This is a genomic window from Tissierella simiarum, assembly GCF_018917865.1.
Lineage (GTDB): Bacteria > Bacillota > Clostridia > Tissierellales > Tissierellaceae > Tissierella_C > Tissierella_C simiarum.
Map to the genome: position 1 here is coordinate 142,248 of NZ_JAHLPM010000003.1, position 12,937 is coordinate 155,184.

Below are 12,937 nucleotides of genomic sequence, written 5' to 3' on the forward strand. Positions count from 1 at the left end.
TATAATCTATCTTATAATTACATGTTAAATATTGTACAATTATAAGATAGAACATAAAAATAAGAATGTTAAAAGGAGGAATATAAATTGGGGAATACAGAGATTGACAATGAGAATGTAATAAATAAAGAAGAAATATATGAGAACAGACCCAAGAGAAAAAGTAAAATTAAAAAAATTATTGCTTGGTTACTAATTTCTTTATTTATTTTATCCATTATTGCCTTTTCATTGCTGCCACCTATTATGATAAATAAAATGGTTAATATGCATGTTGATTTTAAGGAAACATACGCTGCTGAGGAGTTTGGAATATCGTCTGAACACCTTACACTCAAGACAGAAGATGGTTTAAATATTGCTGCATATGAAGTTTATAAAGAAACTCCTAAGGCGGTTATAATATTTATTTCTGGTATACATAATCCTTCAGTTACAGCATTTTTCGGTCATGCAAAAATGTTGCAGGAAAATGGTTACGCTTCAATTCTCTATGAAATGAGAGCACATGGAGAAAGTGATGGAGATGTAATTGGTCTAGGATTTAAGGAGCATTTAGATACTAAAGCAGTAGTTGATTATATAAAATCAAATGAACGATATAAAGATGTACCAATAGTAGTATATGGATTGTCCATGGGGGCAGCTGTTGCAATAAATTCAATAGGTAAAATTGATGAAATAGATGGACTTATAAGTATGTCCTCATATTCCTCTTTTGAAGATGTATTTTGTGATAATATGATAAATTCAGAAGCTCCCAAAATAATTACACAAATTCAGAAACCTTTTATAAAAATGTATACAACTTTTAAATATGGATTTGACAGCTTTAATATTAATCCAAAAAATGAAATTAAAAATTTAGGTAAACGTCCTGCATTGATTATGCATTCTACTGATGATACTCAAGTGCCATTTTCAAGCTTTGAAAGAATTATAAAAAATGCTCCAGGTCATGTAGAAACTTGGGTGCGAGAGGGAGACCTACATTTTATAGTACAAGACTATAATATGGAAAATCCAGAAAGCGATAAAGAATATACAGAAGTCATACTAACTTTTTTAAATAACTATTTTAGTAATTGACGTAATACAAATAATTATAACTAGAATATACTTCTCATAAATAAATTAATTAATAAGGAAAAGGAAACATGGTAGTTGATTAGATAAAATCTTCAATGAGGAGGAACTTAAAGTGAAAGAAAAGGGTAATTTCATAATAGCTAAAATGGAAAAACAAAAACACATAGCACTTATTGCTCATGATAATAGAAAAAAGGATTTAGTTGAGTGGGCAGAGGCTAATAAAGATAAGTTAAGTAAACATTTTCTTTCTGGAACAGGAACCACTGCTAAGTTAATTACAGAATCTATTGGGCTGCCTGTTAAAGCTTTTAAAAGTGGTCCACTAGGTGGAGATCAACAAATTGGATCTCGTATAGTTGAAGGTAACATAGATTTTATGATTTTTTTCTGGGATCCTTTAGAAGCACAACCCCATGATCCAGACGTAAAGGCATTACTTAGGATTGCAGTTTTATATGATATACCTGTTGCAAGTAATCGTTCAACAGCTGATTTTATGCTTTCTTCACCGCTAATGAATGAGGAATATTATAGAAAAGTTACAGATTATTCTAGAAAAATACATAATAGAGTAAATGATTATATTGAAGATATAGATAAATAGTTTGGTAATAAAAGCTTTAGAAAAACTTATGTAGTAATAGCTTATTATTTATCATTGGTAAATAAGAATATAAAAAAACCTTTCTAAATTGAGGAAGGTTTTTTGTTATTTACTAAAGATTTTAAATAAATATTGAAGATCCATTGTAAGCTCAAGAAAAAATGTATCTTCAAAACATTTATGTTAATAGATGGATTTAACTGTAATCTATAGGTCACAAGAAAAATTGATTAGGAATGTTCATAAAAAAGATATAAGAAAATCTACCGCGATGGTATTTCAAAATTTTAACCTATTTAAGAAAAAAACGGTTCTAGAGAACATTACAGAGGGTCTTATAATTGTAAAAAGAATTGATAAAGAAAATGCAAGTAGAATAGGCATAGAGGTACTAGAAAAAGTGGGATTAAAAGATAAGTGGAAAGCATATCCATCTACTCTTTCTGGTGGACAACAACAGCGAGTGGCTATAGGAAGAGCACTGGCATTAAATCCTAAAATAATGTTGTTTGACGAGCCTACTTCTGCATTGGATCCAGAATTAGTTGGAGAAGTACTTGATCTTATAGAAGAATTGACTTTAGAACATATGACAATGATAATAGTAACTCATGAAATGGGTTTTGCTAAAGATGTTGCAGATAAAGTTATTTTTGTGGATAATGGAGATATATTAGAAATTGGTAAACCTGAAGAGGTATTTGGAAGTCCTAAAAATATAAGGGCAAAGAAGTTCCTTGGAAGGTTTAGGAGGTCCTAATAAAAAATATTGACAAAAATACACTTAGATGATAGTATGAAAATATACTTCGAACATCGAACTAATTGGAGGAATAGCATTATGAGATTGGATAAAAACGAAAGTTTAGAAGAGATATTTTTTACTTATTTAGATCAATTTAAATTTTTATTTTTTCCAGACCAGTGGAGTGAGATTTTTTTAGATCATTCTAAAAATGAGATATTGTCACTTTTATTTCTTTATAGATATAAAGTTGCAAATATGACAGAAATATCTGAGTATATAAATGCGCCTCTTAATACCACTACAGGAGTAATTGATAGACTTGAGAAAAAAGAGATGGTTGAAAGAATAAGAAGTAGTCAAGACAGAAGGGTTGTGCAAATTAGTTTAACCAGTAAAGCAAAAGATGTTATAGCAAAAGAAAAAGAAATTATTGAATATTATTTTAGAAAGATATATAAAAGTTTAACAGAAGATGAAAAAAAAGTTGCCACGAGTATTTTTAAAAAAGTTATTGAAGTCTTATATAAAGAGAATAAAATTGATAATGAAAAAGATATTAAAAAAATTAAAAAAATAGAAATAGAATAGCTCAGTTTACTGAGTTGTTTTTTGGGAAAATACTTCGGAAACAGAATTATTCTGAAACAGAATTAAAAGGAGGTTATTATGGGAAGAATTATAATTTTTACAGGTAAAGGTGGAGTTGGAAAGACTACTGTTGCTGCAGCCCATGCACTAAAGGCTGCTAGAGAAGGGAAGAGAACATTAATAGTAAGTACTGATATGGCACACAGTTTAAGTGATATATTCATGGAAGATATAAAAAATGAGGTCACAAAGATACAAAAAGATCTTTGGGCATTGGAGGTTGATGCTAATTACGAAATGGAACAATATTATGGTTCTATATTAAATGCTTTTAAAAAGATGATTACTTTTGCTAATGAAGAAGATGCGGAGAGCTTTGAGGATATAGTGACTTTTCCAGGTATGGAGGAATTATTTTCTTTGCTAAAGATAAAAGAACTTTATGAAAAAGACATATATGATCTTATCGTAGTAGATTGTGCACCAACTGGAGAAACTTTATCACTGCTTAAATTTCCAGAACTTTTTGCATGGTACATGGAAAAACTTTTTCCCATAGGAAAGGTGGCTTTGAAAATAATAAGACCAATATCTAAGGCAGCTTTTAAAATCGAAATGCCTGATAATGTTGCTATAAATGACATTGAAAAACTATATATTAAACTTTTTGAGCTTCAAAATTTATTAAGAAATAGGGATATATGTAGCATTAGACTTGTTACTATTCCTGAGAAAATGGTATTGGAGGAGACTAAGAGAAATTATATGTATCTTAACTTATATAATTTTAATGTAGACGGTCTATATATCAATAGAATTTTACCAAATAAAATTGAAAATAGCTTTTTTGATGAATGGAAAAGAATCCAGAAAAAATATATGGAAGAAATTCATTCTGTATTTACTCATATACCAATGTATGAGATCAATTGGTATGAGGTAGATATTAATGGAATCCAGGGACTTGAAAGGATTATAGAGGATTCGTTGAAAGGTGATGATATATTTAAAGTTCTAAAAACCACAGTAAATGAAACTTTTGAAAAGTTAGAAAAAGGATACAAACTAAATGTCTATCTGCCATTTACAGATAAAAGAGATTTTGATCTTTTTGAATCTGGAATAGATATTATTATTAAAATGGGCAACTTTAAAAGGATTATTCCAATGCCTAATATCTTGAGGAATTACTCTATAAGTAAAGCAAATTTAAATGAAGGCTGTTTATCTATATATTTTGAATAGAAGGTGATAAATATGAACAAAGAGTTTATGAAGAAAATCATAAAAGCAGAAATTCTTAAATATGAAGCTTTTAAGGAAATATTACCAGATTGTATAAGAGGCAAACTTAATGATTTAGAAAAAGAATCTATGAGTTTTTTAAAGGATGTAACAGTTGAGATTATTGAGGAAAGTTTAAAAGAAAATAAAAGAGGAGCAGATGAAGTAAAGAAGGTAGATATAGAGTTTTCTTAAAATACAGTAAAGGAGAGGGTGAAATGAGAATTATATTATATACAGGAAAAGGCGGTGTAGGCAAAACTAGTGTGGCAGCAGCTACAGCTTGTAAAATAGCTAAGAAAGGTAAACGAGTGCTTATCATGAGTACAGATCAAGCTCATAGCTTAAGCGATTCTTTTGATTTGAGACTTTCAAATACTCCAACAAAAATAAAAGGAAATCTTGATGCATTAGAGGTTGATGTAGTATTAGAGAATGAAAATATTTGGGGAAATATAAAGTCATATATTGAGCAGCTTATGTTATTAAAATCTAATAAAAATATTGAAAGTGAGGAACTGTTGGTATTTCCAGGATTTGAAGATTTATTATCTTTATTGAAGATTAAAGAAATTCATGATGAGAATAAATATGATGTTCTTATTGTAGACTGTGCCCCAACTGGAGAAACTATGTCATTACTTAAATTTCCAGAAATTTTCAAATGGTGGATGGAGAAGTTCTTTCCAATAAAAAAGAAAGGAGCAAAACTTGCAAAACCTATTGTAGAATCAACTTTAAAAATACCAATGCCAGATGAAAAAGTTTTTGATGAAATCGAATTATTATATAAAAAGATCGATGATCTTCATTCACTTCTACTCGATAAAGAAAAGGTTAGTATAAGGATAGTTACTACTCATGAAAAGATAGTTATCAAAGAATCAAAAAGAAGTTTTACTTATTTACATCTCTTTGACTTTAACGTAGATGCAGTAATTATCAATAAAGTATTCTCAGATACTATAGGTAAAGGTTATTTTGAAAAATGGTTAGATATTCAAAAAGACAGTATTATGGATATCAACGAAAGTTTTAGCCCCATTCCAATTTTCAAATGTCAGCTTATGGAAAAGGAAATAAGGGGATATGAATCGTTGCTTAATATGGGAGATTCAATTTATGGAGAGATTGCTCCAGAAAAAATAATGTTTCAAGAGAAAATATTTGAAGTAGAAAGGTCACCTAAAGAAGGATACAATCTTATTATAAATCTTCCTTTTGTTGATAAAAAAGAACTTAAACTTTATCAAAAAGGGGATGAACTAAGTATTTCTATAAAAAATGAAAAGAGAAGTTTTTTACTACCAAAGAAGCTTTGCTCTAAGGAAGTAGCTGGTGCGAATTATAGTGAAGGAAAATTGATTATTAGTTTTAACTAAAAAGTAAAGATGAAACACTCTATATAGTTCCTAGATTTAGGAGAAAAGGAATTATTATATATTGACTAAATAAAAAATATTAAAATAATAGTTGCATTATTTTAAATAAAGTGTTATTATAGTATTTGACCTTAATTCAGAAGTAAAATATTATTACACGAATATGTTCCTAGTAATTGCTGAGTTTAAATTATTGTATTTATTTCGGAAATTTTATTGGTGGCATTTTTTACAACGAATTAAAGGAATAAAATTTCGGAGGTATATATATTATGAATGGTACAGTTAAATGGTTTAACTCAGACAAAGGATTTGGATTTATTACTGCAGAAGATGGAACAGACGTGTTTGCTCACTTCTCACAAATCAATAAAGAAGGATTCAAAACATTAGAAGAAGGTCAAAAAGTTTCTTTTGACGTAGCTAATGGTCCTAAAGGTCCACAAGCTGAAAATATTAACATTATCTAATAAAATGGATACATAACCTCTTAAAGATTATAATCTTTAAGAGGTTTTTTGTATATTTAATTATAATCAATCTTTGATAGTACTAGAGATTTTGAAAAATATAATAAATAAATTATAATGAAAACATTTAGCCCTATTGTTGTAAACTTTTAATAATTATATTAGACAATAATATTTTAACTTAGTAAAATAAAGTATGAAATATTAAAGACAATAGAACAAGGGTGAATAATATGAAAATAAATAGGTTATTTGAAATAGTTGTAATCCTCCTTAATAAAGGAACTGTTACTGCAAAAGAACTCTCCGAAAGATTCGGAGTTTCTACAAGAACAATTTATAGAGACATTGATACACTTTCTTCAGCTGGAGTACCTGTATATACTAATAAAGGTAAAGGAGGAGGAATATCTTTACTAGATAATTATTCTCTTAGCAGAACTCTTATATCTGAACAGGAAAGTGAAAGTTTAATATTGGCATTAAAGACTCTACAGACTACAAAGTATCCAGAAATTAATATTATACTGGATAAAATGGGAGCATTATTTAATAAAATAGATACTGATGATTGGGTACATATTGATTTTTCCCATTGGGGAAGTAGTCCAAATGAGTACAATAAGTTTTTGGATATTAAAAGTTCAATAATTGGTAGAAAAGTAATATACTTTGATTATGTAAATTCTGACGGAATTAAAAGTAAGCGTTATATAGAACCTATGCGTCTTATTTTCAAGGGGCAAGCTTGGTACTTATGGGGATATTGCAGAGAACGAGAAGATTTTCGAATTTTTAGGATATCAAGAATTAAAAATCTGTTTGTAACAGAGGAAGTGTTTCAGCGTAAGGAGGTAGAAAGTTCACAGAAGAAAGAATCTAGAGAAGAAACTACATCTTTAGTAACCTTAAAGTTACATTTTCAACCAGAAGCTTTAAGTCGTGTATTTGATTATTATGATGAAGAATATATAATTAAAAATGCTGATGGAACTTGTTCTGTAACGGTAACATTTCCAGAAGATGAGTGGATTTATGGACATATTATGTCATTTGGAAATTTTGTAGAGGTTGTTGAACCAGAACATATAAGAAAAATTGTTGTAGATAGAATGAAAAAAGCTTTAAAAGTTTATGAAAAATAATCTCTAATATGACATACTGTTGTCACCTTTACTATGTTAGAATTACTTACAAGAGTTGGAAATATAAATTAAATAGCCAATGAGGGGGTAATTATAATGTGTAGAATTGAATTAAAGGAACAAAACCCACAACCTGTATTATCAATTAGATTAAAGACAACCATTGAAGATTTATCACAAGTTATAGGTAAAAGTTATATGAAGATTATAGAATATTTAAAAGAAATCGGAGAAGAACCTACAGACGTACCTTTTACTGCTTATTACAATCTTGATATGGATAATTTAGATGTTGAGATGGGATTTCCAGTTTCAAAGCATCTATCAAATAAGGGGGAAATTAAATATAGAGAGATTCCTCAGACTATGATTATATCGAAAGTTCATAAAGGATCTTATTCTAAAATGGAAGAGCCGTATAATGAAATGTTTAAATGGATTGAGGAAAATGAATATGAACAGGTAGGAATATATTATGAATATTATTATAATTCTCCAGAGGAGGTATCTGAAGAAGAATTGCTTACTAAAATTGTTATGCCTATTAAAGTTAAAGAGTAATGGATAGGGATGTGATTTTGTGTCTATTAGTATAATTATGGATAGGGCACATCTGCCTTCAATGGAAGAGATGAGTACATATATTGAAGGGGATGCAGAGGAAATGTGGCATGAAATGATTGCTTACATTGAAGATAACTTTAAAGTAAAACCTAATATAGTATATAGTGCATGCTCTGGAAAGCCAGGCTGGAATGTAAAATATAAAAAGAGTGGTAAAGCACTTTGTACACTTTATCCAGAAAAGGGTTTTTTTATAGTTCTTGTTGTACTTGGACAGGATAATAGAATAATTTTTGATATGGATAGAAGTAACTATTCAAAATACGTATTAGAAATATATGATAAGAGTGCTATTTTTAATGGTACTAAATGGCTGATGATAAATGTAACAGACAGGAAGATTCTTGAAGATGTAAAAAGACTTATCCAGACTAAAGTCCAAAAAAATATTTCTAATGAAAAGATTTGTAGATGATGACAAGTATTTTTTAGTAGAGAGATTAAATAAGGGGAAGTAAAAATGAATTTTATTACATTAACAGAAGAGAATGTTAATAAGGAGCATATATGTTGTGCAATATCGGATAAAAAGTGTAAATCCGGATACGAAGAAAAAAAGGAATGGTTAAAAAATCAAATTAGTCAAGGATATGTGTTCTATAAATTAGATGCAAGAGCAAAAGTATTTATAGAATATTGTCCTTCTGAAATAGCTTACTTACCTGTTAATGCTTCTAATTATATAGTTATTAATTGTTTTTGGGTATCTGGAAGTTATGCAGGCAAAGGTTATGGCAAATATCTGTTAGATAAGTGTATTAATGATGCTAGATTAAAAGGAAAAGATGGAGTAGTCATACTTTGTAGTGATAAGAAAAGACCTTTTATGAGTGATAAAAAATTTTTCGTAAAACAAAACTTCAAGGTATGTGATACTGCAAAACCCTATTTTGAGCTTCTTTATTTAAGTTTTACAGATAATTCTAAGATTCCTACTTTTCTATACAATGTTAGAGAAGGAACATGTGGTGATAATGGCGGATTTAAAGTATATTATTCTGCTGCTTGTCCTTTTAATGATTATCATGTTAACATAGTTCAAAAACAGTTTGCTGAAGAAAATGGAATATTATATGAAAGTGTGAAGCTAGATAGCAGAGAAAAAGCCATAAAAGGACCTTGTGCTTATACGAATTATTCCCTATTCTATAGAGGAAAGTTTATTACTCAAGAACTAAACTTTAAAAAATTTCAAAAGATAATAGACGATATTAAAAAATAACAAAGTAAAAAAAGTATACTGTTGAGAAGGTTATAGTATACTTTTTTATTTTATTAAGAGAGATTTCCATAGAAGATGTGGAATAGCTAAAGATAGTAACCATTTAAAAACAAAGAGAAAATCTAATTAACATTCATATAAAATTAAGCCTGTGAATATTAATTAGATAATTACTAAAAAACTATATTTAGAAGAAGAGATGAGAGAAGAAATGTTAAAATTGATTTAATTAGATATTAAAAAATTTAAATATTATTAAATAGCATTCAATAACATTTCTTGACAACAAAAACCCTATATGATACGTTCTAAATGCGGCAATAGTTTTAAATTTAATTTAAAGGAGAATTTTAATATGAATGAAAACAAAGTAGTAGCAATAGTCAAAGGAAAAGAGATAACTCAACAAGATGTACTACAATTTTTAAACGATTTAGGACCTCAAACTGCTATGCAATTTCAATCACCAGAAGGTATGAAAAGAGTCGTTGATGAACTAGTGAATCAGGAAGTACTTTACTTAGATGCTATTGAAAATGGACTTAATGAAGAAAAAGAATTTAAAGAAGAACTAGAGAGGATAAAAATAAATTTTCTAAAACAATATGCTTTTAGGAAAGTTATATCAGATATATCTGCTACAGAGGGAGAAATTCTTGAATTTTATAATGAACATAAAGAACATTTTCAAAAACCAGAATCCGTTAGAGCGAGTCATATTTTAGTAGATAGTGAAGACAAAGCTAATGAAGTACTTAAGGAAATAAGTGAAGGTTTAGGTTTTGAAGAAGCTGCAAGAAAATATTCCTTATGTCCTTCAAAAGATAAAGGTGGAGATCTAGGCGAATTTACAAAAGGTCAAATGGTTGTAGAATTTGAAGAAGCAGCTTTTAGCATGGAAGTAGACACAATAAGTGAACCTGTAAGATCTCAATTTGGATATCATATTATTAAATTAATCTCTAAAAATGAAGCAAGTATCAGTAAACTTGATGAAGTAAAAAATCAAATTACTCAACAAATTATTGGAAAGAAACAACAAGAAGTATACTTAAATAGAACTGAAGAGTTGAAAAACAAATATGAGGCAAAAATTAATTTATAAAAAAATGAGAAGATTAATCTTCTCATTTTTTAAGTTAACTACATAAATCCTCTTTCATATTGTTTAGGATATTCTATATCAAAATTATTTTCATAGGCACTTTTTAGTACCCAGTAAGGATTTCTTAGTAATTCTCTACCAAGAGCCACCAAATCTGCCCTATTATTTGATAATATTTCTTCTACTTGGTCGTATTCATTAATCAATCCTACTGCTATAGTAGGTATATTACATTCTTCTTTAATTGTTTCAGAATATTTTACTTGATATCCTGGATAAGTTTCAATTCTTACATTTTCAAGTCCACCAGAGCTAACATGAACTATATCAATATCTTCTTTTACGAGATTGATAATTTTAACCATTTCGTGGATATTGATTCCACCTTCTTTATAATCATCAGCAGAGATTCTAAGGAGAATAGGTTTATCTTTAGGCCACACTTCTTTAACAGAAGATAAGATTTCTTTTAGGAATCTAACTCTATTTTCAATACTTCCACCGTATTCATCGATTCTTTTATTGGATAGAGGAGATAGGAATTCATGTATTAGATATCCGTGAGCTCCATGAATTTCAATAGAATCAAAACCTGCTTTATCTGCTCTTATTGCAGCATTTTTAAAATCTAGAACTATATCCTTTATCTCTTCTTTAGTTAACTCCTTTGGAACTTTATATTCATTATTAAATTGAATGGGAGAAGGAGCGACTATATATTTTTCATCAGCTTCACATTTTCTCCCTGAGTGGGCTAATTGGATTGCCATTTTTGCACCATATTCTTTACAACCATCTACTATGGATTTTAAACCAGATATGTGATTATCCTTCCAAATTCCTAAATCTTTGCTACTTATTCTTCCATTTGGAATTACTGCTGTAGCCTCTAAAATTATTAAGCCCACGCCTCCCATAGCTCTTGAAACGTAGTGATTTATATGGAAGTCTTTTACCATGCCTTCACTGTCTGATGAATACATACACATAGGAGGCATTACTATTCTGTTTTTTAGATTTAATCCTTTAATTTTATACTCTTTAAATGTTTTCAAATATATCACCATCCTTTTTATATATATACCACTGTAACAGAAATATTATCTAAATTTAGTTATTTTTATGCATTAAATGTATTAAATTAATGAATAATACCTTATTCCTATACAAAATAAGATTATTATGTTAGAATGATTAATGTTGCTATTTTTTCTATATATAGCCAATACTTTATATTTTAAGAATGGAGGTAAAATATGAAGTCGTTTTGGAAAGATAAAGTTTTTTTAAAATCAATGATAGCTATTGCATTACCAATTACCTTACAAAATTTAATTACATCTTCTTTAAATATGGTAGATACTTTAATGATTAGTAGTTTAGGGGAAGCTAGTATTGCAGGTGTAGGTCTTGCTAATCAAATATATTTCTTTTATTCAGTACTTGTTTTTGGAGTAGCCAGCGGGGCTTCCATATTTATAGCCCAATTATGGGGAAAAGAAGATACTTCAAATATAAAGAGAATACTGGGACTATCTACTTCTTTAAGTAGTATGATTGGATTAATTTTTACTATTTTAGCATTTTTTACTCCTCAATATTTAATGAGAATTTTTACAAAGGATGTAGAAGTAATTAAGATAGGCAGTGATTATTTAAGGATAGTGTCTTTTAGCTATATTATAAATGCTGTAAGTATTTCCTATGGTGTAGCATCAAGGAGTATTGGAGATGCTAAAATGCCTATGAGAGTTAGCGGCATATCCTTTTTAGTAAATACATTTTTTAATTGGTTACTTATTTTTGGAAAACTTGGTTTTCCTGCATTAGGAGTAAAAGGAGCTGCTTATGGAACTTTAATAGCAAGAATAGTAGAAGTAATTTTTACTTTATATGCTATATATTCTGATCGCCAAGGAGTATTGGCAGGAAATATAAAAGAGTTAACCAGCTGGAACAAGGATTTTATATTTAGTTTTCTAAAGACAAGTTATCCCGTTATATTAAATGAGGGATTCTGGTCTTTGGGAATGGTAATGTATTCAATAGCTTATGCAAGAATAGGAAAGGAAGCTGCTGCAGCTGTTCAGATTTCTAATACTGTATTAAATGTATTTATGGTAATAGCAAGGGGGCTAGCTAATGCATGTACTGTAATGGTAGGAAATAAAATTGGAGCTGGAGAGGAAGATGAAGCCATTACTTATGGTATGAGATATTTAATTATTGCTACTACATCTGGAATATTGCTTGGAATAGTTTTATATTTTTCATCAGATTTAATTCTCAAGATGTTTAGAAATTTAACTCCAGAGTTATATAATACTTCTAAAAAAATGCTTACAGTAATAGCTTTATTCTTCTTTGTGAAAACTTTTAATGCCACTATGATAGTAGGTATTTTAAGAGGTGGAGGAGATACAACCTTTTCTATGCTTTTGGAACTAGGTACAGTTTGGCTTGTGGGAGTTCCTTTAGCCTTTATAGGAGCATTAGTATTAAAACTTCCAGTATATTTAGTTCAAGTTCTAATAACTGCAGACGAAGTAGTAAAGGCAATTATTGGAATACCAAGAATTGTCTCGAAAAAATGGGTAAGAAATGTAACTGAAAGTATATAAATAGAAACTGCTTCTTTGGAAGCAGTTTTTCTAATATGTAAACAAATCGTAA

General features: G+C 28.9%; 15 protein-coding genes. 14 read left to right on the forward strand and 1 reads right to left on the reverse strand.

All coding sequences use genetic code 11. From position 1 onward, the window contains the following. The first annotated feature begins 87 nt into the window (after positions 1-87). From KQI42_RS04870 to KQI42_RS04930, 13 genes are all read left to right on the forward strand, one after another. Positions 88-1,089: an alpha/beta hydrolase gene (locus KQI42_RS04870; protein WP_216517336.1), complete on the forward strand. Its 1,002-nt coding sequence runs from the start codon at positions 88-90 to the stop codon at positions 1,087-1,089. Between the two features lie 112 nt (positions 1,090-1,201). Continuing rightward, positions 1,202-1,696, forward strand: coding sequence for a methylglyoxal synthase (locus tag KQI42_RS04875; protein WP_425519747.1), 495 nt, complete (start codon positions 1,202-1,204; stop codon positions 1,694-1,696). Positions 1,697-1,886: 190 nt separating this feature from the next. Further along, complete coding sequence (locus KQI42_RS04880) at positions 1,887-2,456, forward strand: amino acid ABC transporter ATP-binding protein (protein ID WP_216517338.1); 570 nt, start codon at positions 1,887-1,889, stop codon at positions 2,454-2,456. 81 nt (positions 2,457-2,537) lie between these two features. Then, a complete protein-coding gene (locus tag KQI42_RS04885; RefSeq protein WP_216517340.1) occupies positions 2,538-3,032 on the forward strand; it encodes a MarR family winged helix-turn-helix transcriptional regulator in 495 nt (164 codons plus the stop codon). Between the two features lie 78 nt (positions 3,033-3,110). Next, complete coding sequence (locus KQI42_RS04890) at positions 3,111-4,277, forward strand: ArsA family ATPase (protein ID WP_216517342.1); 1,167 nt, start codon at positions 3,111-3,113, stop codon at positions 4,275-4,277. A 12-nt stretch (positions 4,278-4,289) separates the two neighbouring features. Further along, positions 4,290-4,511, forward strand: coding sequence for a hypothetical protein (locus KQI42_RS04895; RefSeq protein WP_216517344.1), 222 nt, complete (start codon positions 4,290-4,292; stop codon positions 4,509-4,511). A 23-nt stretch (positions 4,512-4,534) separates the two neighbouring features. Then, the gene (locus KQI42_RS04900; RefSeq protein ID WP_216517346.1) at positions 4,535-5,698 is read left to right on the forward strand and encodes an ArsA family ATPase; all 1,164 of its coding nucleotides are present in this window, start codon (positions 4,535-4,537) and stop codon (positions 5,696-5,698) included. A gap of 272 nt (positions 5,699-5,970) precedes the next feature. Then, positions 5,971-6,168, forward strand: a complete 198-nt coding sequence (locus tag KQI42_RS04905) for a cold-shock protein (protein ID WP_246566076.1) — start codon at positions 5,971-5,973, stop codon at positions 6,166-6,168. A 233-nt stretch (positions 6,169-6,401) separates the two neighbouring features. Then, positions 6,402-7,313 carry a helix-turn-helix transcriptional regulator gene (locus KQI42_RS04910; RefSeq protein WP_216517348.1) on the forward strand — a complete coding sequence of 304 codons (912 nt, stop codon included), beginning with the start codon at positions 6,402-6,404 and terminating at the stop codon, positions 7,311-7,313. Positions 7,314-7,409: 96 nt separating this feature from the next. Continuing rightward, a complete protein-coding gene (locus KQI42_RS04915) occupies positions 7,410-7,874 on the forward strand; it encodes a GyrI-like domain-containing protein (protein WP_216517350.1) in 465 nt (154 codons plus the stop codon). A 19-nt stretch (positions 7,875-7,893) separates the two neighbouring features. Beyond that, on the forward strand, positions 7,894-8,352 hold the full coding sequence (locus KQI42_RS04920; RefSeq protein WP_216517352.1) for a DUF3788 domain-containing protein: 459 nt from the start codon (positions 7,894-7,896) through the stop codon (positions 8,350-8,352). 45 nt (positions 8,353-8,397) lie between these two features. Continuing rightward, positions 8,398-9,159 carry a GNAT family N-acetyltransferase gene (locus tag KQI42_RS04925; RefSeq protein ID WP_216517354.1) on the forward strand — a complete coding sequence of 254 codons (762 nt, stop codon included), beginning with the start codon at positions 8,398-8,400 and terminating at the stop codon, positions 9,157-9,159. A 355-nt stretch (positions 9,160-9,514) separates the two neighbouring features. Further along, positions 9,515-10,264 (forward strand): peptidylprolyl isomerase, encoded by a 750-nt coding sequence (locus tag KQI42_RS04930; RefSeq protein WP_216517356.1) that lies wholly within the window; start codon positions 9,515-9,517, stop codon positions 10,262-10,264. Positions 10,265-10,302: 38 nt separating this feature from the next. On the opposite strand, the gene namA is transcribed toward KQI42_RS04930, so the two are convergent. Next, the gene (gene namA, locus KQI42_RS04935) at positions 10,303-11,319 is read right to left on the reverse strand and encodes an NADPH dehydrogenase NamA (protein WP_246566077.1); all 1,017 of its coding nucleotides are present in this window, start codon (positions 11,317-11,319) and stop codon (positions 10,303-10,305) included. Between the two features lie 201 nt (positions 11,320-11,520). On the opposite strand from namA, the gene KQI42_RS04940 reads away from it, so the two are divergent. Then, positions 11,521-12,885, forward strand: a complete 1,365-nt coding sequence (locus KQI42_RS04940) for an MATE family efflux transporter (RefSeq protein ID WP_216517360.1) — start codon at positions 11,521-11,523, stop codon at positions 12,883-12,885. Positions 12,886-12,937: the final 52 nt, after the last annotated feature.

What these genes read in the sequence shown, in the direction of transcription:
- KQI42_RS04880 (WP_216517338.1), top strand. Translation starts at nt 1,887, where the DNA reads ATGGATTTAACTGTAATCTATAGGTCACAAGAAAAATTGATTAGGAAT.
- KQI42_RS04885 (WP_216517340.1), top strand. Translation starts at nt 2,538, where the DNA reads ATGAGATTGGATAAAAACGAAAGTTTAGAAGAGATATTTTTTACTTAT.
- KQI42_RS04890 (WP_216517342.1), top strand. Translation starts at nt 3,111, where the DNA reads ATGGGAAGAATTATAATTTTTACAGGTAAAGGTGGAGTTGGAAAGACT.
- KQI42_RS04895 (WP_216517344.1), top strand. Translation starts at nt 4,290, where the DNA reads ATGAACAAAGAGTTTATGAAGAAAATCATAAAAGCAGAAATTCTTAAA.
- KQI42_RS04900 (WP_216517346.1), top strand. Translation starts at nt 4,535, where the DNA reads ATGAGAATTATATTATATACAGGAAAAGGCGGTGTAGGCAAAACTAGT.
- KQI42_RS04905 (WP_246566076.1), top strand. Translation starts at nt 5,971, where the DNA reads ATGAATGGTACAGTTAAATGGTTTAACTCAGACAAAGGATTTGGATTT.
- KQI42_RS04910 (WP_216517348.1), top strand. Translation starts at nt 6,402, where the DNA reads ATGAAAATAAATAGGTTATTTGAAATAGTTGTAATCCTCCTTAATAAA.
- KQI42_RS04915 (WP_216517350.1), top strand. Translation starts at nt 7,410, where the DNA reads ATGTGTAGAATTGAATTAAAGGAACAAAACCCACAACCTGTATTATCA.
- KQI42_RS04925 (WP_216517354.1), top strand. Translation starts at nt 8,398, where the DNA reads ATGAATTTTATTACATTAACAGAAGAGAATGTTAATAAGGAGCATATA.
- KQI42_RS04930 (WP_216517356.1), top strand. Translation starts at nt 9,515, where the DNA reads ATGAATGAAAACAAAGTAGTAGCAATAGTCAAAGGAAAAGAGATAACT.
- KQI42_RS04940 (WP_216517360.1), top strand. Translation starts at nt 11,521, where the DNA reads ATGAAGTCGTTTTGGAAAGATAAAGTTTTTTTAAAATCAATGATAGCT.